Here is a 24,318-nt window from a genome sequence, read left to right as displayed (position 1 = left end):
TTTCATGCACAAAAGCGCAGCAATCGTTATCGCTACGCTAAAGCACTTTTCTCTCATCTATCTTAAACGTTAATCGTTGAATCCGTTCTGTTTTGAAACTTCAGCGATCCACTCGGCACTTTTCTTGGCCGTCCGTTCGCCGGTCTCCAGGTCCACGGAGAAGAAACCGTATCGGTTCTTATAGGCATTCATCCATGACCAGTTATCCATAAAGGTCCATAGGTGGTAGCCTTTCACGTTACAGCCTTCTTCCGCTGCTTTATGGAGCCATTTCAGATGCTCTTTGATAAAATCGATGCGGTAATCATCTTCGATACGTCCATCTTTGATAAAACGTTCTTCGTTCTGGACACCCATGCCGTTCTCAGAGATAAAGGAGTCGATGTTGCCGTAATTTTCTTTCAAGTTGATCATGATATCGTAGATGCCTTTTTCATAGATCTCCCAGCCGCGGTACACATTCATCTTGCGGCCCGGCATCTCATAGTTGTCGAAGAACCAGTCCGGCATGAAGGGTGCATACGGATTCGGCAGATGCTCTTTCGCTTTCACACGTCTCGGCTGATAATAGTTTACCCCTAGTATATCAATGATATTGTTTTTAAGTAAATCCTTATCGTCAACTTTTGTTTCAGGCAGCTGTCCATGCTCTTCTAAAAGCTCGATCAGATCGTCCGGATACTCGCCTAAAACTGCCGGGTCCAGGAAACTGCGGTTGAAGAACAGATCACAGATATGTGCGGCCTTGAGATCGGCCGGGTTCTGGCTTCTTGGATAAGACGGGGTCAGGTTCAATACGATACCGATCTTGCCGTCCTGTGCCTCATGATAGAGTTTCACTGCACGGGCATGAGCGATCATCGTATTATAAGCGACTTGAATGGCGCGTCTGGCGTCCACCACATTAGGATAATGGAAGTCGTACAGATAACCCCCTTCTACAGGCACGATCGGTTCATTGAAGGTGAACCAGGTCTTGACCCGATCGCCGAACAGATCAAACGCTATTTTTGCATAATCAGCATACGCCTCGATGACCTCTCTGTTTTCCCAGCCGCCGATGTCCTGAAGTTCGATCGGCATGTCAAAGTGGTACAAGTTGACGAAGGGTTCGATGCCCTGATTCAACAGCTCGTCGATCACCTCGTTATAGAAACGGACGGCGTCATCGTTCACGTCACCTTTGCCTTCGGGGATCAGCCGTGCCCAGGAGATCGACAGGCGGAAACTGTTATGGCCGATCGCTTTCATGTTTGTGATGTCTTCTTTATAGCGGTGATAAAAGTCAGACGTCTGGTCTGGACCGACACCTTCAAAGAAACGGTTCGGTGCTTCCTTGTACCATCGATCCCAGATCGTTGCGCCGGAGATACCGTTCGTGCTGCCTTCTGTCTGTGTAGCGGAAGCGGCACTGCCCCACCAGAAGTCTTTCGGGAATTGGTAATCTAAAGTCATTAACGGACCTCCTGTCTCAGTCTGTGCAGTTCGATGATTTCAACGGCCATGTCTCTTAACGTCATCGCCGTCATCAGGTGGTCCTGTGAGTGGACTAAAATAACATTCACGCCTGCACCGTTTCCTTTAGCTTCTTCCTGCAGAAGTTCGGTCTGGACGCCGTGAGCCTTGCTTAACTCTTCACCGGCTTCTTTGATTTTCTGATCCGCTTCTTCAAAATTACCATCTTTCGCTTCCTGGATGGCTTCCATCGCACTGGACTTGCCGTTTCCAGCAAACAAGATGATCTGGAAAGCGATCTCGTTCATTCTATCGTTCATAAATATCCCCCTTTGATGTTTTAAAAGAAAGGCGAATCCCCTATGCCGGGATTCGTCTTCTTAAATGTTTATTGGTTTGTTGCTTGAGCACTCAGTTCTTCACCATAGTATTGCTTATCCAGCAGTTTGACGAATGGCAGCCAGATGACAAAGACGATACTCATACTGATCAGCTGCATGACAGATCCCATGATGTTGTTCCCGGTCGCCAGATACCCGCTGAGTAGTGGTGGCGTGGTCCATGGTACGATGACCCCGGCCGGTTTTGGAGCAAAGCCAGTTGACATCAGGAAGTAAGTCACAGCCGCAACCACAACTGGGGCTAACAGCCAAGGAATAAGAACTAGTGGATTCATGATGATCGGTAATCCGAAGATGACCGGTTCATTCACGTTGAATAGTCCCGGAGGTCCACCCAATTTACCCAATTCACGCATCTGTCTGCTTTTTGCTGCGACAAAGATAGCGATGATAACAGCTAAGGTCATCCCAGATCCGCCGATACCTACGATAAAGGTATCGATAAACTGTTTTGTGACGATGTGCGGCAGTTCTTCACCGGCTTGGAATGCAGCCAGGTTTTCATCGTTCAGTGAATACCAGATCGGGTCAAACACAGAGTTGATGATGATTTGACCGTGCAGGCCGAAGAACCAGAAGACTTGTATCAGCAAGACGGCTACTAATGTTGCAGGTAATCCACTTCCTAAAGCCGTTAGTGGCTGCTGGATGATCGTATAGATAAAGTTCTGTACCGTTTCAAACGGTGTGAAAGTGAAAATCAGACGAATGACTAAGAAAATCGTCAGAGTCAGTGTGATCGGGATCAAGGCACTGAAGGAACGTGAGACCGCACTTGGGACACCTTCAGGCATTTTGATCGTCAGATTTCTTCTTACAAAGAAGTGATACAATTCAGCCGAAATAAAAGCAGTAAAGATTCCTAAGAACATCCCTTGTGCACCAAGTGAAGCAGTCGGGATAACACCGCCGACGCCTTCAACGACTTGGGGTGTCAGGATAAGGAAAGAAGCCAAGGCGACAACACCGCCGTAAATAGCTTCGCCTCCACGGCCTTCGACCATTTTATAGCCGATACCGATCATGACGAACAAGCCCATGATGCTCAATGTCGCTGCAGAAGCAGGACCCAAGGCATTTTGATACGCCGCATACCCTTCTTCGCCAAGCACTCGATCTATAAATGGCAGGTTCGCAATAACAACGAAGATGGATCCGAAGATAATGAGCGGCAAAGCCACCATGAAACCATTACGCAAAGCCGTTAAGTATCGGTTGTTGTTCAGTTTGTCAGCGACGGGCATCAGTACATTTTCAAGCACTTCCATAAATTTATTCATGTGATCCCCTCCTTATTTATTGTTTTCGATCAATTCTAATGCCGTATCCAGGACAGCTTTTCCGTTCACGCGACCATAGTCGACCGGGTTGATGACATCCAGTGGAATACCGGCTTCTTCTGCATTAACAGACAGTTTTTTCTTCATGAAGCGCATTTGCGGTCCGATCAGCAATACGTCTGCTTTCTTCATATCTTCAGCAGCCTTGTCTTGAGCCACTGCCCAGATCTCTGCATCCAATCCGCGTTCCTGTGCTTCCGCTTCCATTTTCTGGACCAGTAAGCTTGTTGACATACCTGATGAACAGGCTAATAAAATTTTGACCATGTTATTTCCCCTTTTCTGTTGTTTGTTTTTGACTCTATAAACATCTTAGTATAAGACCGCTTTCATCACCACACGTAGAATTTCCGTTGACTAACGGAAAAAGAATAGAGGCAGTTAAAGCAGCTGCAAACTTTTTTTACATTTTAGAATGACGGAACACCCTGTTTGCCCCACCAGAGGCATTCATCGGCAAATGAACACCACCGCATTATGTAGGGTTACATTTTAACATATAAAAAGCATCAGAGATTGTGCCGATCACAGCCTCTGATGCTTTCTGCTTCATTTTCATTTATTTAAATAGATGTCTTCCGCTTCTCCTATCACGACTCATTCAAATCGGGTTCGTCATCGATCACGTCTTCGCGCTGACTCAGCTGCCGGTCTGCGAGCGTAGTGAACGCCTCTTCAAGCTTAGGATCATCCACTTTCTCGGCATAATCTTTGAGCCATTCGCTGTTGACATACAGATCCCCGATCTCGCCCAGCTCGTCTTTGATAGTCTTCAGTTTCTTCTTCGCCTTTTTCGCTTTCTTTTTAGGCAGAAGGTCTTTGTAGCCCTTGACGGCATAACGCAGTTTTTTCGCTTGCTTCCTGACGTTATGAGCGGCTTCATGGTCCGAGTGGTCGGCTTTCTCAAAAGCTTTGTACACCTTTTTCTTTCTGGATTTGAAGCGGTCTTTCAAATAAGCCTCAATATCGCCGTCGTCTGTTTTGTCCAGATCGAAAGAGAGCTGCCTGATCCCCTCTTTTGTATCGGCAAGCATGTCTTCGATCGCGGCCGTCATGCCCTTGGTCAGACGCGTTCGCATCCACTTGCGCCGTTCGTTATGCAAGTAACGGAACACTTCAAAATAATCGTCGACCAGCTCCGGTTCCTTTAGGGCCCGCTCGCTGCAGGACTCGATCAGGACATCCCCTTCACGCAGCGGCTCCAGTCGGTGATATGAATCTTTGATCTGGTCATTCATTTCCTTGTACGTCTCTTTGCCGATCAGTGGTTTCACGAAATGCAGCAGGGACCGCAGTTTTCGCATATTCACCCGAAATTCGTGGGTCCGCTCCGGAGAATAAGGGTTGTTCTGGAAGTGCCAGTAGGACTCTTCCATCGCTTCTGCACGATGCATAAGGATCTTTCTGATCGGTGCGACTGTTTCATCTACTTTTTTTTTACTCTTCGGGTCACTTTCCCAAAGGAGTTTACCTTGAGTCCGGTCATCGTTCAAACGGATCAGAGCTGCTCCGCCTTTTTTGAATGAATACGGTCTGCTGGTCAAGAGGCCGACCCAGTCTCCCTGGATAGGTTTATGCCCGACACACACAACTCGAGTATCGTCATCCAGTGTCTTGACTTCATTCCTGAAAGCTGTGTAGTCGCCGCTCTCTAAAAACTCTTTCTCATCCGCTGCCGGCCAACCCATCTCTTCAGTCAGGATAGCAGCCGTCTGTTTGGCGCGGGTTAAGGGACTGGTCCACACGAAAACGTTCCGTTCGGTCGCCAGATTTTTCTTGACGGACGAGATGAAAGCGTCAAACGCCTCCTTGCCTTCTTCAGTCAGCTGACGCTTGCTGTCGTCTACATCCGCTGAGCGGTCTTCGGCTATTCCATGACGGATCATAAGTAGCTCTATTGACATATCGATCTCTCCTTTAGTCGATGCCTGTTCAAGTTGATACTTCTCCCTTTAGTATACCAAAAGTGGCCAAAGAGTTGAGTAATAAGCATTTTCTATCAAAAAAGCGGCTCCGCCCATCGATCAGAAGACCACATGAGCAGAGCCGTTTCATTTATGCATTTATTCTTTCACGAATTTCTTGTCGAAACAGATATGTCCCGTGATGTGTCTGGCCTTTTCTTTGGGATCTTCATACGACCAGGCGCCGTTATCTATTTGTTCGTCATCCACGATAATATGGTAATAGGTCGCTTCGCCCTTCCATGGACACGTGTACTCTTTATCGCTTTCTGTGAGACATTCCATTTTCACGTCTTCTCTTGGGAAATAATGATTGTTCTCTACCACTTCTGTGTTGTCACTTTCTGCAAGGACGGTATTTTTATAGACAGCTTTCATCTTGACTCCTCCTCTTTTCATTTCTCCTACTCTAGTATACGCCAAGAGGCTGCTTCATGAAAAGTATGAGCGCTTGACGAAGGCCCACTGAACGTTGCGGTCCGAATGATTGCAACTGGCGCGGTGACCGGCTACAATTAAAGTGACAGTAAAAATCCGCACACGATGGAGGAAGATCATGAACCGTTTTTTAAAGTCATTAGTCGTAATGAACAGTGTTTCCCTTGTTTTAAGTCTCTTTTATGTCTTATCCCCCGGAGAAGGTATCTTCTGGAATGCCTATGGGATACTGGCGATCCTGACGCTGACCGGGAATATAGCCGCCAGTATAATCAAGCCCGATCAGAAGAAATGGTCTGCCTTGTACCTGGTCTTGTCTAGTGCCGGCATGATCGGCATTATGGTTTTAACGACGCTTGCCTCTCTGGACCCCGCCGACACAGCATCCAGAAGTCTGGTGGCGATCGTCCTGTTCTTATCGCTCTTTGTAGTCGGCACCCTGCTGGCCGGGATCTCGTTCCTACATACAAACCGGCGAGGACATACACGCCGCACTCTTTCACGACAGACAGAAACAACATTCGTCAAAGTCGTGCGCATCACGCTCCGTGTTTTGTTGGGGTTCGTCTTACTGGTCGGCGTCTTTCTGGCCGTTACGATGGTCACGAGCGTCAGTGTCGGTGTGATCGAAGCCGCCGTCTCCCCGTACAGTCTGTTTTTCAGTTTCATCTTTTTAAGTACGGCCGGGCTTTTCCTCAAGGTCTCGCCTTTTGACTGGCGGTCATTAAAAGGGATGAGCGTGTTGCTCATTGGCACCACCCTGTACGTGGTCTTTGGGCTCCCCTTCTTCTCTATCCCTGCCATGCTGGAGGAAGCGGAAGAAAATTATACAGCGGCGTTTGGAGACGACTGGCAGGACGATGACGAAACGGTCCCCGCCTTCAAAGAACTGCCTGTGTCGCTGCCCGCCTTCTTCTTCGGCACTCCTTCAGGCAACTATGAGCTGGAAGAAGATGTGCAGTATTATCAAGGTGACAGCGGCGTGGATGAAGGCCTAGACCTGCGCTTTGATGTCTACACACCCACAGAAAACGCAGCCGACCTACCGGGACAAGGGTCGGTGCTGATCCGGATCCATGGCGGCGGCTGGAATTCCGGCGATAAGGGTCCTGAGAACTTTTCCCAGGTCAACAAATACTTTGCCGAACAAGGCTATGTGGTGTTCGACGTCCAGTATGGCTTGAATGCGGCGAGACAGTTCTCTGGCCTGCTGTCTGCTCCCGATGATGTCACCGGGGACTTTTCCGTCAAAGACATGGTACGCCATCTGGGTCTGTTCACGACGTATCTGGCCGATCATCATGAACGGTATGACGCAGACATCGATTCTGTCTTCGTTTCAGGCGGCTCGGCCGGCGGACACCTGGCGAACGCGCTGGCACTGGGAGCCTCCAGCGGCCAGTACACCGAACTCATCGACACACGGATCACGGTAAAAGGCATCATTCCCTTCTACCCGGCCAACGATCTGGCAAGCTTCCCAGGTGTGGGTGATGCAGAGGAACTGATCGACCCGGCTCTGTTGGTGGAAGAAGACAGTCCGCCGGCATTAGTCTATCAGGGAACCCTTGATACCCTTGTCGAGCCGCAGGTGACAATTGCTTTCAAAGAAGCGTATGTAGAAGCGAATAACAGTGACATCGCCATCATCTGGCTGCCGTATGGGTCACACGCCAGCGACCTCTATTTTACCGGCGTCTACAATCAGACCTTCCTATATTACATGGAGCGGTTCATGTATCAGTTCCGGTGAGCTCAAAATCCCTTTTAAAAAATGACAAAGAAAACACGTGTATCGAGAGAGAGGATATTTCCTCTGTCCGATATACGTGTTTTTAAATGCGATGACGCTGCATTATTTAATTAAGGTGTGCTTAAACGTTCTTCACTCTCACCCAGATCTCGTTTTTCTTGAATGGCGGGAGCGTGAACGGACCGCTGTATGAGGCCACCATAAAGGCCGACTGTTTATCCAGTCCTTTGTCGGCGATCCACTTGTCGAGCTTTTCTTTCATGCTCGTTTCTTTGGTGCTGCTCCGCTTGCCGGAAAATTGGATGACCGCAAACACGCCTTCATTAAATTTTTTGATACTCAAATTCGGATCAGTCGGCTCCGGTACCTGTCCCCAGTACTTCTCCGGCACAACAAATGCCATTTTCCTGTTCTCGTTGGTCTCCTCCTGGATCACCGGTATGGTCATCGATATCTTTTCATTGTCCTTATTTTCACTGGATATATACTTGAACAAGGTCCGGAAGCCGCGGTCGACATCCGGGTCTGCTCGGTTGTCATACTCCACGATATAGAACTGACCATACTTCCGCAGTTCAAAGCTGTCCTCTTTTTCCAGCACCTCATAATCGGGTGTCTCATAATTTCCCATCGTCTCACTCAGTTCCCTAAAGGTTGATGATCTTACGGACAGTATATCATTTTTGATACAAAACCCTTAATGATCGCTTCCGGACTGATGGATTTGGCATGCTGTTTCAGCTTTTTTAGACAGGCTTTCGGACAGCCAAAACAGACGCCACCCCACAGGATCACGCCCTAAAATTATTAGTCGATGTCTATCCGTCTGATCGGTCAGCGGTTATATGCGCCCCAGTTTACAAGCATACTTTTGGCGGTCGATTTGAAATCCTGCAATGTCCGTTCGTCTGTTTCCGGTAATGCGTCCCAGTCGGATGCGTTCGCAATGATTTCGCCGTCTGCTTCGAACGTGAACCGTACTTCGCCCATAATTTGTTCGCTGCTTGCGTACTGCATCGTGCCTTCCGTCATGTCGTCATTCATATAGCCTTCCATGAAATGAATAGCACGTGCATCCTGTTCGTGCTTACTTTTAATCGCGCCGACGAGTCGGTTGTAAACGGTTTCGTCGGTTGGCCGGTCCAGAATGAATACGACATCCCCCTCCGGAGAGATTTCGAATCCTGACGTCGTCACTTCTTCGTGATCGATCGGTTCGCCTTGGACTGTATAATACCACGTGATGAATCCATGACCGGCTGGATGAATTGCCGTTATCTGGACTTGAAGTTCAGGTTCCGGTTCGTCCTGAATTTTTACAACCTCAGTCTCTTGTGCAATCTGATATTCTTCAGCCCGGGCCTCGTTTTCAGCTGCTAATTCAAGACCCACATTAACGATCAAGGCGCTAAGAATAACGATGTCAACATAGCCACAACTAGTGCGGCTATGTTGACATATCTTTTCATTTTCCATATCCCCTCCTGGTATTTGTTGGCTTGTCTCACGGTCAGGAAAAGTGACTGATCGTGCAATATCATCATTTATGTATATATATTAACAATAAAAAACATGTAAAAAATTGTCAAGTAAAGCTGTTACTTGTTTTTAAGTCCGCTGCATGCTGAAAATAAACAACCCAAGATTGGAACCATGCTGACCTGTGCGACCCAAAATAAGTCGTCTACGGGGTGCTGTCTCGTTTCTATGACTTGCAGCACCGGAATCTTTCCCGGACACTGTAAACGGCTATTTTCCTGCACAAGGGACAGAAGGTACAATTCCATCCAGACTTATTTTTTGCTTCTTATGCCTTCAAGGGTGTCTTTGATATTCTGAATCGTCGCTTCGTCGACCGGCTCATCTTTGACTTTATAATCTGGCGATGCCCACAGTGGGAAGGATTCCTGCTTGGCTGTCTGTTTAGCGGAGCCTTGTTTATGGCGTTTGAACGACTGATCATAAGCCACGATGTCTTGCAATGTCTTCACGCCTTTACGGTTGAAGTCTGAAAGGATGGCAGTCAGATAACTGAAAGACTTTCCGTTCTTATGTGTACGGCTGATGGCTTCATGGATCACTGCAGCTTCAAAGACCGTGAGCCAATAGGCGAGTTGCTGCTCGACCTGTCTTGTCGGGTTCTCGATTTTTATCTTGTAAGCATCGATTAGAGTCGACACATCATCATCGGTTTTCAATGGTCCTCTTTCACTCACGGATGATAATATACTTTCCTTTTCTTTACTTTCCTTTCCTCTACTATACTTTGTGTTGGATAGGTTACACTGAGTTGGACAGAAAAGATAAGGTGTGTATACTAAAAGAAACACACTGGAGGAATCTATTATGTCAACGCGTAGAAAGAGACGCAATTACTCAGATGAATTTAAACATCAAATCGTAGACCTGCACAAAGCAGGAAAACCTAGAAATGAAATCATTTCAGAATACGAACTCACTCCTTCCACTTTTGACCGCTGGGTCCGCGAAAATACTAACTCTGGTTCTTTCAAAGCACAGGATAATTTGACCCCTGAACAAAAGGAACTGAGAGAGTTAAAGAAGCGAAATGCTCAACTAGAAATGGAAAATGATATTTTAAAGCAAGCGGCGCTGATATTCGGGCGAAGGTCGAAGTAATTAAAGCAAATAAACATAAGTATTCTATATCAGCGATGTGCCGTGCCCTTAAAATCAACAGAGGATCTTATTATTATGAAGCCAAAAAGAAAGAAAGTGAGTCAGAACTCGAACAAGCAATCATTGAAGAATTCGCAAGAAGTAATAATGCCTTCGGCACGCGAAAATTGAAGCCTGTACTTGAAAAGAGAGGATTTACTGTCTCTCGCCGTCGTATCGGTCGTATAATGAGAAAATTTCATCTCGTCTCAAAATATAATCACCCCTCGTACAAACCCCAGAGAACCGGTGTTAATCAAGCTAGAATAGAAAACATCCTGAACCGTGAGTTCTCTCAAGAAGAACCGATGAAAGTAATCGTCACAGATTTGACCTACGTCAAAGTCGCAACCAGCTGGTTTTATGTGTGTTTCATCCTGGATTTATTTAATCGTGAAATCATTGGTTATTCCGCTGGACCGCATAAGACCGCTGAATTAGTCATGCAGGCCATGGCGACAGTTAAGGGCGATCTACATATGGTGAACACTTTTCATACCGATCGAGGAAAAGAGTTTGATAACCATACGATTGATGAATTATTGGATACCTTTGATATTGAACGCTCGTTAAGTAGAAAAGGAAACCCGTATGATAATGCCGTAGCGGAATCGACATATAAATCGTTTAAGTTTGAATTTGTCTACGACAACCGATTCGATACACTCTATGAACTGCAGGTCCAACTTATGGACTACGTCCATTGGTGGAATAATTTTCGTCCGCATGGCGCACTAAACTACGAATCTCCCATAGACTATCGTAAAACTTGGGAAGAAGAACAGTCTGAAAATGGAAAATCTAAGTCATTCGTCTATCGGTCGGCCACTGAGTCAAAACAGTATGGGACCAGGACGGAAAGGGTGGTCTTGCCCTTGTAGTCGTGGACACAGACTGTTACATTAATTAGCCGATCGATTGAACGAAAGGCTTCCGCCATTCGGTTGAGAGAGGCAAAAGGAACGTGAACTTAATTATCTTTTACACTTTATATTTTCTGTTCAATAATGTGTTGACATTCCAGTGTAGTTAATGTTGACATTAACTCGGCTGAGTTCAAAGACGGCTCTTCTTCAACTGTTTCTAAAGTTATTTCAGAATAAAGGGATACGATAGATAAATTGGTGTACTTTTCAGTTTCCTGTTCAGACAGCAGGAAATACTCTTTCACGGCATTCACGTTTTTGCGTCGGCTCACGGCTTCAAAGTAGCGCTTCTGGATCCCGTGGCTGGTCAAGATACCGTAGTCATCGAACAAAGACTGACTAAAGAGGCCCCACCTTAGCCCTGCAGCAGCGACCGCAGACACGAGTGACACCTCCACACCAATTTTTCAACTGAAGAGCTTCAGTTCTTTCTCGCCCCAGTGGTACATATACCCTTCCGCATAGATCTTCATCATTAAGGGTATTCGGATTTTATGGTGGAAAAGGGCTTATAACTCACCCTTCTCCAAATTCTTAATAAGTGTGGAAAAATCGACACCAAAGTTGTCTGTAATGTTATGATCATTCACTTCATACCAATTGAAATTATCGTGTAACATAGCTTTATTGAAAGCACTTGAATTAAATCGTGGCTTACGCTTTTTATGGAGCTTCTCATTGAAAAGGATTTTGGCTCGTAAGGCATCAAACGAGTAACCTCTACCCATTCGCTCTACCTGCCTAATAATGCTGTTAATTGACTCCGTATAAGCGTTAGTGAGCCTTTTATCAAAGTAGTTGAATATTTCGACATGCCAGTTGTCTACGGCTCTCACGAGGTCTTTATATGCATCTTTAGAGTTACTGGACATACAACGGTGTCTCCATTGACTATAACGAAGACGACCTTCATCTGAATCAGGAGTATCCCATATCCAGTAAAACTCTTCTTTGAGTTCATAGGCTTTTTTTAAGGCAGGAAGATTACCTAACCAAGTCTCTAAGAGGAATGATTCACGTTCATTTAGATCGTGTTTACGCTTTAGAAGGATAAACCTTTCACGCATAAGGGTACGTCTTTCTTTCTGGCTCATATGAGCTTTCAAAGACTTTCTGACGTTATCTAAGGCTTGATTAGCCATTCTAACTACATGAAACTTATCTACGACCACTTTAGCGTGTGGAAGGATAGTGTACACTGCGTCTTTGTAGGGCTTCCACATATCCATTGTGACGTACTCAATATAAGTCCTGTCACTGATTTCTGAAAGACGTTGGATGACTGTTTCCTTGTTACGGTTAGGCTTGATGTCATAAATAGTCCTGCGTTCAATATTAGTCAATACAAGCCGAGGTCTTCGGATAATATGTATCTCGTCTATCCCAAGCCACTTAGGAGTTTCAAACTGGTATTCACGTTCTTTGAGTGCCACATAGTCCTTAAAAACGTTCCTAATAGTTTTCTCGTCAACGCCAACGCTTTCTGCGACTTCTACAAAGGTCTTAGACATGGATTGCTCTTGAATAGACTTTAAAAGCCTTTTGGTCATACTACGCTTTTCATCTACAGATACTAGGCGTTCCCAGAAGGTAGATCCGCATTCACGACACTTGTATCGTCTACGGTTCAATTGTAAGCCCACTCGCTTTAAACGAATGGGCAAATCCATAATTAGTTGATTTCTTGAACTGTGTTTGTACAACTTGTCAAAACCACATTCAGGACAACGTTCAGGTGGTCCGACTGCTTCAACTTTAAACATCATATCGGTTTCATTTTCTTGTGGTGATTCTATTGTTTTAATGTCTGGTAGGGATAATAAGTCTGACATATTGTTCATCCTTTATTACTCTGCGGTGTTAAGGTATCAAATATAGATTTGATGTCGAAATCATCAGTGTTAAATTATTTTTGTGACCACAAATGCACTTAGAAAATCCCTTAAAGCATTTATATAATGAGTGATCGCAAAATAGTGTATGAAATCCTTTTGTAGACTTTGCTAAACTACTGCACACTTTAGTACAGTATTAGCTGGTTCACTTGAATAGGGAATTGTAAAAAAAGTTCCCTTAGCCTGCACAACAAGATAATTTCGAAACATTTTTATCGAACGTAAGTGCAGCTAATTTTAGCCCTTCAGCCATTGTTAAATATGGTGCTAGGGTTTCTGTTAAATCTTCTATCGTTAAGTTAAATTTAACAGCTAATGATGCTGCATAGATGACATCTCCTGCATTCTCAGATACAATATGAACCCCTAATACTTTTAGTGTTTCTGCATCTGCTACTAGTTTAAATACACCGGTTGTTTCACGGTTTACAATTGCTCTTGGAACAGCATCTAAAGGTAATACAGATGTCTTCACATCATACCCTTTCTCTTTTGCTTGTTCTTCTGTTAAACCAACCGTTGCAACCGTTGGATTCGTAAACGTAACAGCAGGAACTACCGATAAATCTATTTTTTTGTTTAACCCACCGATAGCATTATCAGTAATAATTCCACCTTCATAGGCTGCTACATATACAAATTGCGGTCCTAACGTCACATCTCCTGCTGCATAAATCTTTTCATTACTTGTTTGACCAAAATCATTGATCAGGATTTCATTATTTTTTCCGGTTTCAACACCTGCCGCACTTAAATTTAAAGAATCCGTATTTGGTTTTCTTCCAGTGGCAACAAGTAACTGATCTGATTCAATAACTTCTTTACTGCCATTTACTGTTACGTAAACCTTTTTTATCTCTCCACTTTGTACAACACGCTCAAAAGTTGCCCCTTTGACAAGGTTTATACCCTGTTCAATTAACGCTTTTTCAACTGACTCTGAAATCTCAGGATCATACTCCTTTAAAAGTCGCTCACTTCTTTGCATAAGCGTTATTTCTGAACCTAAATGATGAAATAGTTGTCCAAGCTCCATTCCAATGTATCCTGAACCAATTACAGTTAATCGTTTTGGTATTTTCTTTAACTCAAGAAGTGTTGTACTAGTTAAATAGTCCATTTCTTCAAGTCCTGAAATTTGGGGCAACGAAGGAGATGCACCTGTTGCAATTAAAAAGCGTTTTGCAGATAACTTTGCCCCATTGACCTCAACCGTACTAGCATCAACGAATTTTGCTTCACCTTTAATTAAATCAAAATTATATTCATCAATTAAATCCACATATTTTTGATTCCGAAGTTCGCTCACCAATTTATCCTTTTGCGTGATTAAACTAGCTAAATCCACTTCTCCAGCGGATGTTTGTAAACCTATAAACGGGTTGTCTTTTGATAAATGATTGATTTCCCCTGCCCTAAGAAGAGTTTTTGACGGAACACAGCCAATATTCACACAGGTTCCCCCAACCGTTCCACGCTCAATCATTCCAACTTTTGCACCGTATTCTATAGCTTTAATTGCCGATGAAAAGGCAGCAGCACCAGAACCAATAATAAGAAGGTCATAATTGTCTTCATTACTTAACGCCACGTTTTCTAGTGATGATACTTCTTCAATTTCTCTGGCTTTGTAATTTGCTTCATCAATCGCCTTTATTGCACTTTCAACCTCAATATCATTGGGTAGTTCAAATACTGCTTCACCACGACGAAAACTAGACTCAATATTTTTAGCACCTATCTTTTCAAGTGCTGATTCAACGTGTTTTTCACAACCCGCACAGGTCATTCCTTGAATGTTTACCTTAAATTTATTCATAATAAAGCCCCTTTCGTTAATCTCTCATGTTAATGTTTCTATTATTGGACACGAATGTAATTGCTTTTCATCTGGACATCGTTGTTTTAAGTCGTCTAACATAGTTTCAATTCGTTTTAAATCCTCTATTTGTTTTTGAACTTCCTTTTGTTTTTTAGAAACAAATTCGAACATATCTTGACAACGAACTTCATCTTTATCTACAACACCAAGTAATTTATAAATCTCGTTTAAAGAAAATCCAAGTTCCTGTATTCGTTTAATAAACCCAACACGCTTAACGTCATCATATGAATATATCCGATAACCAGCTTCCGTTCGGTGAGGTTCTTGTAGTAAATTTTTTCGCTCGTAATATCTAATCGTTTCTTTATTAACGCCACATTTTTCTGCAAACTCACTAATGCGGTAAATCATCTTATTTCACCCCATGAATATTATAAACCGTGTACCATAGTACACGGTCAAGTAAATTGGACTATTTTATTTTTTTCCCAACGTATCACTCGTATGTGATTGATACTTTTATAATACTATTGATTGTCCTAACATCCCACTAGAAAATCCGATTTAAACACCAGTTGTTTTTAAACTATTAAAAAAGTAATTCCACTATATATTCCGAAGACCCATCATTAATTTGATCGTCACCGCAAAACCTTCGAGACCAAAATCCGATTCGATCAAAGCGATCTTGTCATCCTGATCGATCGAAACGTCCAGCGGAAAATAAGTCAAACCTGTCTGTAGTGGTCGCGCCATTTTAAACACTCTCTTTTCGTTTTTAATTTTTGGGAACAGTCTCTCCCTTAGTAATAACGAAAAGAAATTGGGAAGTGTTACCATATCTGTGCATTTTTATATAACAGCTCTCAGAAATATGAGTATTAGTAGCAAATTAGGACTCGGTTTTCTCTTCATACTTCTCAGGATGAATATTTTTAATGTTCTTTTTATGCCGATGATCTTTAAAAGATTTAAGATATTCTATTTAGTCTCACGTAACATGATTTCAGTAATAAACAAATGAGTAAACACTATTAAAAGAAAAATAATTAAAGATCATTTGGAGGAATTAGTAATTACAAAAAGTTGAAAAAGTCTCCCCCTTGTTCTGTTAACATTACTAAATAGCATATCTATAAAGAAGAAAGCAGCAATTCGGAAGGAACTAATCTGTGTATAACTGCAAGACACATTCACTGGGACGCAGTCTAAATAGGATATTAAGAAACCCCGTAGTTCTTTGTTTGATGCCTCTGGTGATTTGAAATAGTGGGAAATGAAGGATAGTTCTACGCTAGGTATGTGGACTCATTGAAGTAGGCGATCATTCTTATATATCCAATTATCATAACAGTCTTAAGAGCAATAATTATTGGTATTACGTCAATATCTTGGACACGATTTAAGAGAATTTCTTAATGAAACATGGACCCGTTTTGAGGCCTCAAGGTTTCGGTAAACGTTCTAACCGCTGACGCTTTTTAGAACATTTACCGAAACCATGAGGATAGCTAAAGTCTTTCTATTTAACCGTCCTATGGTTCCGTCTAACTTAAATGACTGCTTGATCTAAGTATGCTTGCTCAATGGCCAGGGGTGTTCGGTTCCCAAGTGCCGAGTGGATTCTCTTCCGATTGTAGAAGGCTTCAATGTATTGAAATAATTCTCTATAAGCCGTATCGAAATCAGGATAATTCTTTTGGTAAACTTCTTCCTTTTTTACGATAGAATGAAAGGATTCGATTACGGCATTATCGTGAGGACTCCCTTTCCGACTGAAACTATGACGAATCCCTTGTTTTTCCAGCGCAGATTCATACGCTTCGCTTGTGTACTGCGAACCAAGATCAGAATGGAGAATGAGGCCTTCGGCCGCACCGTATCGTTGGGTTGCCTTGGTTAAAGTATCTAAGACCAGATCTACAGTCATCTGTCGGCTAAATGACCAAATGGCTTTCCGTGAATATAAATCAAGGATCGTGGAGAGGTAACTCCATTCATCTTTCCCTGTCCAAATGTAGGTAATATCCGTTACCCATATTTGGTTCAATCCAGTGGTAGAAAAATCTTGATTTAATAAGTTTACCCGATCGTCTGGCACAGGATCAGCGGACCTATGTGGCCGCCATTTCTTTTGTGTAATGGAACGAATACCTTGTTTATGCATCAGTTTTTGGACACGTTTGAGACTGCAGTCTTCGTTTTCGTGAGTAACCAAAAGTGCGTGAATTTTCGGGGCACCATACACACGTCCACTTGATTCCCATATGCGTTCAATTTTTTCAAGGATACGCCGATTTTCACGCTCTCTATGCGATTCCTCGCGATTAATACGTTCATAAAAACTTGATCGTGGGATCTCAAACAATTCCAGTGTTCGCTTTAAATTGATGTCGTCTTTGATTGCGTCGAGTTCGAAAATAAAGTCATCGCGGTCTATTTTTGAGTGAACATGGCTAAGACCTTTTTTAGGATATCATTGTCTGTCTTAAGACGGGCATTCTCTGCTTTGATTTTTTCGATATCTGCTTCAGAATACCCGGTTTTTTCATCCGTGGAATATTTTTTGATCCACCGATAAATGGTTTGTTCTGCTATGCCATGTTCCTCACTTAAATTCTTTACTGAATGACCATTTTCGTACAAACTGACTAGCGTTTTTTTATAGTCGACATCATAGGTTCTTCGGTTTGACATCGATAGACACTCCTTCTCGATAGTTTATATTCTATCAAAACGTGTCCAGGATTTCATACTAACATCATATTTACTCAAAAAATACAGGGTTCTCCCTTTGAGTAAAGTCCTGTATTTATTAGCAACAAATTATCAAGTGCTTTACCCTTAGGCTCACTATGTGAATAAACAAAACTTCCACTAAAGTAGTTTACGTTGTTAACAAACTACTTTAGTGGAAGCATATCTCTAATTAATAATTGGTATTACGTCAATATCTTGGACACGATTTAAGAGAATTTCTTAATGAAACATGGACCCGTTTTGAGGCCTCAAGGTTTCGGTAAACGTTCTAACCGCTGACGCTTTTTAGAACATTTACCGAAACCATGAGGAAAGCTAAAGTCTTTCTATTTAACCGTCCTATGATTCCGTCTAACTTAAATGACTGCTTGATCTAAGTATCCTTGCTCAATGGCTAGGGGCGTTCGGTTCCCAAGTGCCGAGTGGATTCTCTTCCGATTGTAGAAGGCTTCAATGTATTGAAATAATTCTCTATAAGCCGTATCGAAATCAGGATAATTCTTTTGATAAACTTCTTCCTTTTTTACGATAGAATGAAAGGATTCGATTACGGCATTATCGTGAGGACTCCCTTTCCGACTGAAACTATGACGAATCCCTTGTTTTTCCAGCGCAGATTCATACGCTTCGCTTGTGTACTGCGAACCAAGATCAGAATGGAGAATGAGGCCTTCGGCCGCACCGTATCGTTGGGTTGCCTTTATTAAAGTATCTAAGACCAGATCCACAGTCATCTGTCGGCTAAATGACCAAATGGCTTTCCGTGAATATAAATCAATAATCGTAGATAGATAACTCCATTCATCTTTGCCTGTCCAGATATAGGTGATATCCGTTACCCATACTTGGTTCAATCCGGTGGTAGAAAAATCTTGATTTAACAAGTTTACTCGATCGTCTGGCACAGGATCAGCGGACCTGTGTGGCCGCCATTTCTTTTGTGTAATGGAACGAATACCTTGTTTATGCATCAGTTTTTGGACACGTTTGAGACTGCAGTCTTCGTTTTCTTGAGTAACCAAGATTGCATGAATTTTCGGGGCACCATACACACACCCACTTGATTCCCATATGCGTTCAATTTTTTTGAGGATACGCCGATTTTCACGCTCTCTATGCGATTCCTCGCGATTAACACGTTCATAAAAACTTGAGCGTGGAATATCAAACAATTCCAGTGTTCGCTTTAAATTGATGTCGTCTTTGATTGCGTTGAGTTCGAAAATAAAGTCATCGCGGTCTATTTTTGAGTGAACATGGCTAAGACCTTTTTTAGGATATCATTGTCTGTCTTAAGACGGGCATTCTCTACTTTAATTTTTTCGATATCTGCTTCAGAATACCCGGTTTTTTCATCTGTGGAATATTTTTTGATCCACCGATAAATGGTTTGTTCTGCTATGCCATGTTCCTCACTTAAATTCTTTACTGAATGACCATTTTCGTACAAACTGACTAGCGTTTTCTTATAGTCGACATCATAGGTTCTTCGGTTTGACATCGATAGACACTCCTTTTCGATAGTTTTTATTCTATCAAAACGTGTCCAGGATTTCATACTAACATCAAATGAGTATCTTTTTGTTCTTTAGTGAGACTCGGAATATCCCCTTATGGGTTCCGTACCCTTATTAATAAAAATATAATATTGACTCAACTTATTACTAAACTGTAATCTTTGGAATCCCAATTTTTCATAGTATAGATTCAGTTTGTCATTACTTTTTTCACATTCTAACAATATAGTGGTTAAACCACCAATCTTTTTTTGTGTTTCTATAGACAAATCGATTGCATAACCTAATAATTGCTTTGGATCACATTCGTGTATTTCATTCTGGTTTTTACCATATTGAGCAATCAATAAAGCGATAAACGAGTCCTCATCCGGGGATACTCCTAATCTTCCTTTTTTACGATTGCTAATTACTGTATTCTCTTCTATATATACAGATTTGAAAGATAAAGAAATATACCCTCTTAGTTTGGTGATTGCAGCATCCGTTTCTAATAATAAATATACTCTGGAAATATTATACTTATCAAATGTTATGGCTTTTCTCTTGTCAGTTAAAAAAGATTCAACATCCTCGTTTCTACTTTTAAAAGTAGCCAGAAGTTGTTGAATCTTTTTTTCCCCATGTATCTCAATTAAGTCTGACAAACTTTGAATTGTAGTTTCACTCATATTTTTAAAGACTTAATGATATCACGGTTACCTATATTTTTGTATACGTCTCTATTCTTGACCATAATTTCAACCATTGTAGAACTAAGCTGGGTTTTATCATTAAGTTCCTTCAATTGGCTTGCTTTTATGTGCATAGGTTGTGTAATTGAATTTGTTGACATGATATCATCTCCAATCATTTAAGCTGTTCCTCTAATAAGTTAAATATAGAACAAATATTGTATTCTGTCAAGATTATTAACTTGACAAAGGTTAACAAAAAGCGTTTGAAAGGACCACTTACTAAAGAATATTCTAACCAATTTCAAAGTTTGTCCATCACCTCAAAACCTTTAAGTCCAAAATCAGCCTCGATCAAAGCGATCTTGTCTTCCTAATCGATCGAAACATCCAGTGGAAAATAAGTTTAATCTGTCTGTAGTGGTGGTGGTATCTTAAATACTCTCTTTTCATTTTATTTGGGAAAATCTCTCCCATAGTGTTAACGAAAAGAAAGTCGGAAGTGTAACCTAAATGAAGTAGTTTTTTATGAAAGTTATGAAATATATTTTAATAGGAGATATAATCACAGACATCGTATCACCTATTAACAAAGTTTCACTCAATTGTATTTTTAGAAAAATTGTCTACAAATAAATCAATTAAAAAAAAGACTCGATCGCTTGTTTTAAACTGGACCCCATGTCAAGGACAGTTTGATAAAAACCCCTTATAATTTATTATCGCTCCTTCTATGATAACGTCATAGGAGGAGCGATAATACGTTTAAGCCTGGATCAATACTTAGATTTTGGGTGGGGATTATCCAACAAAAAAATGAATAAGAAGGATTTTAATAGCCTAGAAACCCTTGGTTTCTCAATCTTTAGAGACATGCATACAGAACGCGTTTATCCAAACTGGATGTTATGTTATTTTGAAACATTGACTGAAAGCGAACAGAGGGTGTACTTCCACTCCTTTCGCCAGGTGACTGATCAAATGTATTCCGAAGATTATTTGATTGATCGGTTGAAATGGATTTTAAAATATCCAGCTATCGAAATGGAATACGACCTCTATGTTCATGCAAAACTGGATTTAGATTTTTATTATCCTGCTGTTTTCAAACCCGAAAAATGGACACAATTAGAGGAAAAATATTTTGATCGCTTTAATGAGGATATTCTATCGGTACTTGAATCTCAGGAAAATCAGGCGTTTTCACCAAATGACTCAGGGGATACACACCCGTTTTAAAATAATCATAATATTGATTAGGAGATAATTTCGCCAGTTTCCACTGATAGCGTTCTGTATTATGATAATCCATATAGTCATCAATAATGGGGTGAAGGTCTGAGAACGCCTCAACATCACCAAGATAAGCTATTTCGTCTTTCATGTGTCCAAAGAAGGATTCTTGGGGAGCGTTATCCCAACAGTTTCCTCTTCGTGACATAGATTGACGCAGTTCTTTATCCGCGAGTAATTTTTGAAATTTTATACTTGTATAGTGAATGCCCTGGTCGGAATGGATCAGGGTTTTCTGTTGTTTTGAAATGTCATGGTTGATCAAAAGGTCTTCAATCATCTCTAAAACAAAATCAATACTTAAGGATTCACTTAATTGATACGCTAAGACCTGGTTCGTGAATGCATCAATCACGGCAGATAAATAAGCTTTCCTTCCTCGCCCGTAAAAGAGATAGGTGATATCTGTTAAGAGGATCGTTCGTGGACCGTAGGCTCTAAATTCTCTGTTAACGAGATTAGGTTTTAACGCATGTTCCTGGCGTACTTTTGCCATGCGCTTATACGGATTCGGTTTTCTTATAGGGCAGAACAGTCCAAACTTTCTCATTAAGCGCTGGATTTTCTTCCGGTTCATGAGTATCTCCATGTGTAACAGTCGCATATGGATCCCTCTGGATCCTTTATCATAGCCGCGATGTGTATAGGCTTCAAGTATCAAATTAAAATCGTGCTGATCTTGTTCTTCTTTTTTCTTTCGACTCTCTTCAGATTTCAACCAGTTGTAATACCCCGAACGTGAAACTAAAGCAATCTCACATAGCCATGATATATTTAACAAATTATGATCTCGTTTTGTTAGGTCTTTAATGAGTTGGAATTTTTCTTGTGTGAAGCCCTCTTGGCCTTCCGATGGATAAAATTTGTTTTTTTTAGGGCATCTATCTGTTGTTTTTGAAGGGCGACTTTATGTTTCAAGTGTGCGATTTCTTCTTCTTGAGTTCTTTCTTTAGTACGGGGTCTTCCACTGGATTCACTACGTAAATCCATAAATCCTTCTGGGCGATGGCTCATATTTTTAATTCGTCTGGAAAAAGTCTTTATACGGTCTTTCCTTAACGCTATCACATCAAAGTCTGCGTCTCTAAAAATTTGCGTAGGTCCTTTTCCGAGAGCTTTTTCTTTAGCGAAATGGTCTTTGAATGCCTCTGAGTAAGTTACTGCTTTAGTTGATGCTTTCTCTACAAAAGGATTTTCTTCAAGTTCTCTTCGCTCTTCCTCTGTAAAATAATTTCTTCCCATGTCAACGCTCTCCTTTGAACTCATATAGTTGGGTTCATTATACAATAAAGAACCCTATAAAATAGAGAACGAATAAGGGTTTTTTATCCGTGTCTATTCTATAGGGTCCAGTTTATTTCTTCAATAGAGTCTTTTCGACCTGACCATATAAAATTATCGGGCGTTCATTTTCTGATCTTTATCAAGACAACACTTTTTATATTTCTTTCCGCTCCCGCAGTGACAGGGATCGTTGCGCCCTAATTTTTTGGTTAGTACTTGATTGCCAGCAGATGCATTACCAGCAGTACTGTACCCCAAATCTTTTAATTCTTGATTCGTATGCCCTTTATTTGTCCATAGTCTTACGTTATCCTGAAGCTTCCTGACTAATCGCTTGACTTTATCTCGCTGCTGTTTGCTATTAAATTCCACACCCATGTTATCGAGTGTAGACATAACTGTTCCAAAACTAGCATTGACTTCAATCATTCCCTCAGCGTCTTCGCAGGCGGCTTCAGCTCGTTCTTCATTACCATCCACGTGATATTTTAATACATGATCATACAGTTTTTTGTATGCTTCAGATTTATAGAAGTAAAACTCATCCATATACTTCATTAATTCATTCTTATCAGGAATGTACCGCGGTTTACCTGCTTGCTTAGACAAGGTCTCATCCAAATCATCATATACGAGAATTGTCTCATGAACGAAATAATTGCCTTCTTTATAAGCAAAGTGCTTTTCGATTTCTTGAACCGATGCATCGAAAAAGTCTTCAACTTCTTGAGAAGTGATCTGCTCGTCCTGTTGTTCATTATAGATTTCAGCGACCACATCTTTGTGTACCGCACCGTAAAGACGGGTCAAAGTTACAATATATTGAGAAAGTGAATTCATGTATTTCCTCCAGTCAGTCTTTTAGAAAATCTTTCCATCTAATCGAGCCAATTTCATATTTATCGTTTATAGTACTTAATAAAGCAAAGTTTTCCAGAACAAGAACACCAGAATATAAAAAGGAACCCCTCCATATGGCACATTTAGGTTGTCTAAAAAAGACAAGTACTCCAGGAGGGATTCCCTAAGTTTATTATACAACATCTAACTTAATTTGGCATTAATTTTTTTGAATTGATGTTGAAGAGAGCTCAAAAAAAACAGCCATTTTTAAATTATATGCGTGTTCCATTTATTCCAATGATCAATTTAGCGTATATAGATATGTGTTGTTATTTTTTAAAACGACTAAACATCTTCTCCACCCATAAACGAAAATACATATTCCCTGCACTCATCAAGTAGTGATGCTGGAGCAGATTCTATAATTTTAAACGTTTTTCTTTTTAAGTCAACATAGCGGAGGTGATCTGTTAGAATAACTCCAGTAGTTGTCATTCCATCGCTCAGATTTACTTCAAATGGATAGTCTTTCTTATGGTTGGTAATCTGTGCGACGATACTTAAACCAAGGACTTTATTAAATCTTGAATCTGAAAGAGATATGCACGGTCAAAATCCGCTTTGTTCGTACCCTTTAGTTGGGGAAAGATTTAACATAATGATATCGCCCTCATTAGGAAAGTTTACCATTTCTCTCTACCTACTTCTTCACCCCAGTCAGTCATGTCATGTCTATTATCATCCGTCACTTGACTGAGTAGTTCGTCTAAGGATAGTTTCTGCTTTTCTGGTTCAACCACCAATTTACCATTCACAAGTTCTATCGATACGTTAGTTTTATTTATAATGTGCAAATCATCTGCCATCTCTTTTGGAATGCGTATTGCTATACTGTTTCCCCATTTTTGAGCTTGTTTATAAACTTTTTTACTAACTGTAGCCATAACTGTGCCCTCCTCGTATTTTATACCTTGATTTTACCATTGTTTATACAGCGTGGCTACATTGGCGATCAGTATAAGCGAAAGATGACCTTCAAGGGATAAGTATTGTCTCCTTGAAGGTCATCTGCAATTTAAAACGGCAACTCTAAATCTTCATCATCTTCATCACTGCTCAACTCATTTTCTTCCAGCAGTCCTTGTTCTCTGGCTTCTTCCATAGTTATGCTGTAATGAGCCCCTCCACTGGTATGACTTGCGATGAAGAAGTAGCTATCGCTATAAACAAAATCTTCAAAATTTTCCTCTTCAGATTTCTTCATATCGTCC

29 protein-coding genes are annotated in these 24,318 nt (G+C 41.5%); 3 read left to right on the top strand and 26 right to left on the bottom strand.

Features of this window, described 5'->3' with window-relative positions; all coding sequences use genetic code 11:
* Nucleotides 1-69: 69 nt before the first annotated feature.
* The 6 genes from AB4027_RS06105 to AB4027_RS06080 all read right to left on the bottom strand — a co-directional run bounded on the left by AB4027_RS06105 (nucleotide 70) and on the right by AB4027_RS06080 (nucleotide 5,538).
* The gene (locus AB4027_RS06105; RefSeq protein ID WP_368644689.1) at nucleotides 70-1,455 is read right to left on the bottom strand and encodes a glycoside hydrolase family 1 protein; all 1,386 of its coding nucleotides are present in this window, start codon (nucleotides 1,453-1,455) and stop codon (nucleotides 70-72) included.
* Nucleotides 1,455-1,775, bottom strand: coding sequence for a PTS lactose/cellobiose transporter subunit IIA (locus AB4027_RS06100; RefSeq protein WP_368644688.1), 321 nt, complete (start codon nucleotides 1,773-1,775; stop codon nucleotides 1,455-1,457). The genes AB4027_RS06105 and AB4027_RS06100 overlap by 1 nt, the downstream gene beginning before the upstream one ends.
* A gap of 68 nt (nucleotides 1,776-1,843) precedes the next feature.
* Nucleotides 1,844-3,136 carry a PTS cellobiose transporter subunit IIC gene (gene celB / locus AB4027_RS06095; protein WP_368644687.1) on the bottom strand — a complete coding sequence of 431 codons (1,293 nt, stop codon included), beginning with the start codon at nucleotides 3,134-3,136 and terminating at the stop codon, nucleotides 1,844-1,846.
* Between the two features lie 12 nt (nucleotides 3,137-3,148).
* A complete protein-coding gene (locus tag AB4027_RS06090; RefSeq protein WP_368644686.1) occupies nucleotides 3,149-3,463 on the bottom strand; it encodes a PTS sugar transporter subunit IIB in 315 nt (104 codons plus the stop codon).
* Nucleotides 3,464-3,786: 323 nt separating this feature from the next.
* Nucleotides 3,787-5,100, bottom strand: coding sequence for a CHAD domain-containing protein (locus AB4027_RS06085; RefSeq protein ID WP_368644685.1), 1,314 nt, complete (start codon nucleotides 5,098-5,100; stop codon nucleotides 3,787-3,789).
* Nucleotides 5,101-5,259: 159 nt separating this feature from the next.
* Nucleotides 5,260-5,538, bottom strand: a complete 279-nt coding sequence (locus AB4027_RS06080; RefSeq protein WP_091487586.1) for a DUF427 domain-containing protein — start codon at nucleotides 5,536-5,538, stop codon at nucleotides 5,260-5,262.
* 178 nt (nucleotides 5,539-5,716) lie between these two features.
* Here AB4027_RS06080 and AB4027_RS06075 point away from each other — a divergent pair, with 178 nt between their 5' ends.
* Entirely contained in the window at nucleotides 5,717-7,351 is a 1,635-nt protein-coding gene (locus AB4027_RS06075; RefSeq protein ID WP_368644684.1) for an alpha/beta hydrolase, read from the top strand.
* Nucleotides 7,352-7,472: 121 nt separating this feature from the next.
* On the opposite strand, the gene AB4027_RS06070 is transcribed toward AB4027_RS06075, so the two are convergent.
* The 3 genes from AB4027_RS06070 to AB4027_RS06060 form a co-directional block, all read right to left on the bottom strand.
* Entirely contained in the window at nucleotides 7,473-7,982 is a 510-nt protein-coding gene (locus AB4027_RS06070; protein WP_368644683.1) for a heme-binding protein, read from the bottom strand.
* 203 nt (nucleotides 7,983-8,185) lie between these two features.
* Complete coding sequence (locus tag AB4027_RS06065; RefSeq protein ID WP_368644682.1) at nucleotides 8,186-8,827, bottom strand: hypothetical protein; 642 nt, start codon at nucleotides 8,825-8,827, stop codon at nucleotides 8,186-8,188.
* A gap of 317 nt (nucleotides 8,828-9,144) precedes the next feature.
* A complete protein-coding gene (locus AB4027_RS06060; RefSeq protein ID WP_368644681.1) occupies nucleotides 9,145-9,549 on the bottom strand; it encodes a DnaD domain protein in 405 nt (134 codons plus the stop codon).
* Between the two features lie 148 nt (nucleotides 9,550-9,697).
* Between AB4027_RS06060 and AB4027_RS06055 the strand changes: the two genes are divergently transcribed.
* A protein-coding gene (locus AB4027_RS06055) for an IS3 family transposase (protein ID WP_245746652.1) occupies nucleotides 9,698-10,911 on the top strand; the annotation gives its coding sequence in 2 pieces (ribosomal slippage) (nucleotides 9,698-9,983 and nucleotides 9,983-10,911; 1,215 coding nt in all).
* A 107-nt stretch (nucleotides 10,912-11,018) separates the two neighbouring features.
* Here the strand turns inward: AB4027_RS06055 and AB4027_RS06050 are convergent.
* The 11 genes from AB4027_RS06050 to AB4027_RS06000 form a co-directional block, all read right to left on the bottom strand.
* Nucleotides 11,019-11,339: a hypothetical protein gene (locus AB4027_RS06050; RefSeq protein ID WP_368644680.1), complete on the bottom strand. Its 321-nt coding sequence runs from the start codon at nucleotides 11,337-11,339 to the stop codon at nucleotides 11,019-11,021.
* A gap of 126 nt (nucleotides 11,340-11,465) precedes the next feature.
* On the bottom strand, nucleotides 11,466-12,788 hold the full coding sequence (locus AB4027_RS06045; protein WP_368644679.1) for an ISL3 family transposase: 1,323 nt from the start codon (nucleotides 12,786-12,788) through the stop codon (nucleotides 11,466-11,468).
* A 241-nt stretch (nucleotides 12,789-13,029) separates the two neighbouring features.
* On the bottom strand, nucleotides 13,030-14,670 hold the full coding sequence (merA, locus tag AB4027_RS06040; protein ID WP_168009096.1) for a mercury(II) reductase: 1,641 nt from the start codon (nucleotides 14,668-14,670) through the stop codon (nucleotides 13,030-13,032).
* Nucleotides 14,671-14,694: 24 nt separating this feature from the next.
* Nucleotides 14,695-15,087 carry an Hg(II)-responsive transcriptional regulator gene (merR, locus tag AB4027_RS06035; RefSeq protein ID WP_017186745.1) on the bottom strand — a complete coding sequence of 131 codons (393 nt, stop codon included), beginning with the start codon at nucleotides 15,085-15,087 and terminating at the stop codon, nucleotides 14,695-14,697.
* 195 nt (nucleotides 15,088-15,282) lie between these two features.
* Nucleotides 15,283-15,432 (bottom strand): Lin1244/Lin1753 domain-containing protein, encoded by a 150-nt coding sequence (locus AB4027_RS06030; RefSeq protein ID WP_368644678.1) that lies wholly within the window; start codon nucleotides 15,430-15,432, stop codon nucleotides 15,283-15,285.
* Between the two features lie 796 nt (nucleotides 15,433-16,228).
* Entirely contained in the window at nucleotides 16,229-17,080 is an 852-nt protein-coding gene (locus tag AB4027_RS06025) for an IS3 family transposase (protein WP_368646411.1), read from the bottom strand.
* A 32-nt stretch (nucleotides 17,081-17,112) separates the two neighbouring features.
* Nucleotides 17,113-17,373 carry a transposase gene (locus tag AB4027_RS06020; protein WP_080145561.1) on the bottom strand — a complete coding sequence of 87 codons (261 nt, stop codon included), beginning with the start codon at nucleotides 17,371-17,373 and terminating at the stop codon, nucleotides 17,113-17,115.
* 419 nt (nucleotides 17,374-17,792) lie between these two features.
* Complete coding sequence (locus AB4027_RS06015; protein ID WP_368646410.1) at nucleotides 17,793-18,644, bottom strand: IS3 family transposase; 852 nt, start codon at nucleotides 18,642-18,644, stop codon at nucleotides 17,793-17,795.
* 32 nt (nucleotides 18,645-18,676) lie between these two features.
* Nucleotides 18,677-18,937: a transposase gene (locus AB4027_RS06010; protein WP_091479429.1), complete on the bottom strand. Its 261-nt coding sequence runs from the start codon at nucleotides 18,935-18,937 to the stop codon at nucleotides 18,677-18,679.
* 87 nt (nucleotides 18,938-19,024) lie between these two features.
* Complete coding sequence (locus AB4027_RS06005; protein WP_368644677.1) at nucleotides 19,025-19,624, bottom strand: hypothetical protein; 600 nt, start codon at nucleotides 19,622-19,624, stop codon at nucleotides 19,025-19,027.
* Entirely contained in the window at nucleotides 19,621-19,788 is a 168-nt protein-coding gene (locus AB4027_RS06000) for a hypothetical protein (RefSeq protein ID WP_368644676.1), read from the bottom strand. The genes AB4027_RS06005 and AB4027_RS06000 overlap by 4 nt, the downstream gene beginning before the upstream one ends.
* A gap of 655 nt (nucleotides 19,789-20,443) precedes the next feature.
* On the opposite strand from AB4027_RS06000, the gene AB4027_RS05995 reads away from it, so the two are divergent.
* A complete protein-coding gene (locus tag AB4027_RS05995; RefSeq protein WP_368644675.1) occupies nucleotides 20,444-20,866 on the top strand; it encodes a hypothetical protein in 423 nt (140 codons plus the stop codon).
* On the opposite strand, the gene AB4027_RS05990 is transcribed toward AB4027_RS05995, so the two are convergent.
* From AB4027_RS05990 to AB4027_RS05965, 6 genes are all read right to left on the bottom strand, one after another.
* Nucleotides 20,781-21,701, bottom strand: coding sequence for an IS3 family transposase (locus AB4027_RS05990; protein WP_091482215.1), 921 nt, complete (start codon nucleotides 21,699-21,701; stop codon nucleotides 20,781-20,783). The two genes, AB4027_RS05995 and AB4027_RS05990, sit on opposite strands and share 86 nt — an antisense overlap.
* Nucleotides 21,702-21,718: 17 nt before the next feature.
* Nucleotides 21,719-22,162: an HTH domain-containing protein gene (locus AB4027_RS05985; RefSeq protein WP_368644674.1), complete on the bottom strand. Its 444-nt coding sequence runs from the start codon at nucleotides 22,160-22,162 to the stop codon at nucleotides 21,719-21,721.
* Nucleotides 22,163-22,315: 153 nt separating this feature from the next.
* Nucleotides 22,316-23,044, bottom strand: a complete 729-nt coding sequence (locus AB4027_RS05980; protein WP_368644673.1) for an SEC-C metal-binding domain-containing protein — start codon at nucleotides 23,042-23,044, stop codon at nucleotides 22,316-22,318.
* Between the two features lie 348 nt (nucleotides 23,045-23,392).
* Nucleotides 23,393-23,650 carry a type II toxin-antitoxin system PemK/MazF family toxin gene (locus AB4027_RS05975; protein ID WP_368646409.1) on the bottom strand — a complete coding sequence of 86 codons (258 nt, stop codon included), beginning with the start codon at nucleotides 23,648-23,650 and terminating at the stop codon, nucleotides 23,393-23,395.
* Nucleotides 23,651-23,730: 80 nt separating this feature from the next.
* On the bottom strand, nucleotides 23,731-23,991 hold the full coding sequence (locus AB4027_RS05970) for an AbrB/MazE/SpoVT family DNA-binding domain-containing protein (protein ID WP_368644672.1): 261 nt from the start codon (nucleotides 23,989-23,991) through the stop codon (nucleotides 23,731-23,733).
* 131 nt (nucleotides 23,992-24,122) lie between these two features.
* Nucleotides 24,123-24,311, bottom strand: a complete 189-nt coding sequence (locus AB4027_RS05965) for a hypothetical protein (protein WP_368644671.1) — start codon at nucleotides 24,309-24,311, stop codon at nucleotides 24,123-24,125.
* Between the last annotated feature and the right edge of the window lie 7 nt (nucleotides 24,312-24,318).

Origin of the sequence: Alkalibacterium putridalgicola (assembly GCF_040959045.1) — a bacterium.
GTDB lineage: Bacteria > Bacillota > Bacilli > Lactobacillales > Carnobacteriaceae_A > Alkalibacterium > Alkalibacterium putridalgicola.
Note: the sequence above shows the minus strand (reverse complement) of the source record. Positions and strands in the feature narration are given on the sequence as shown.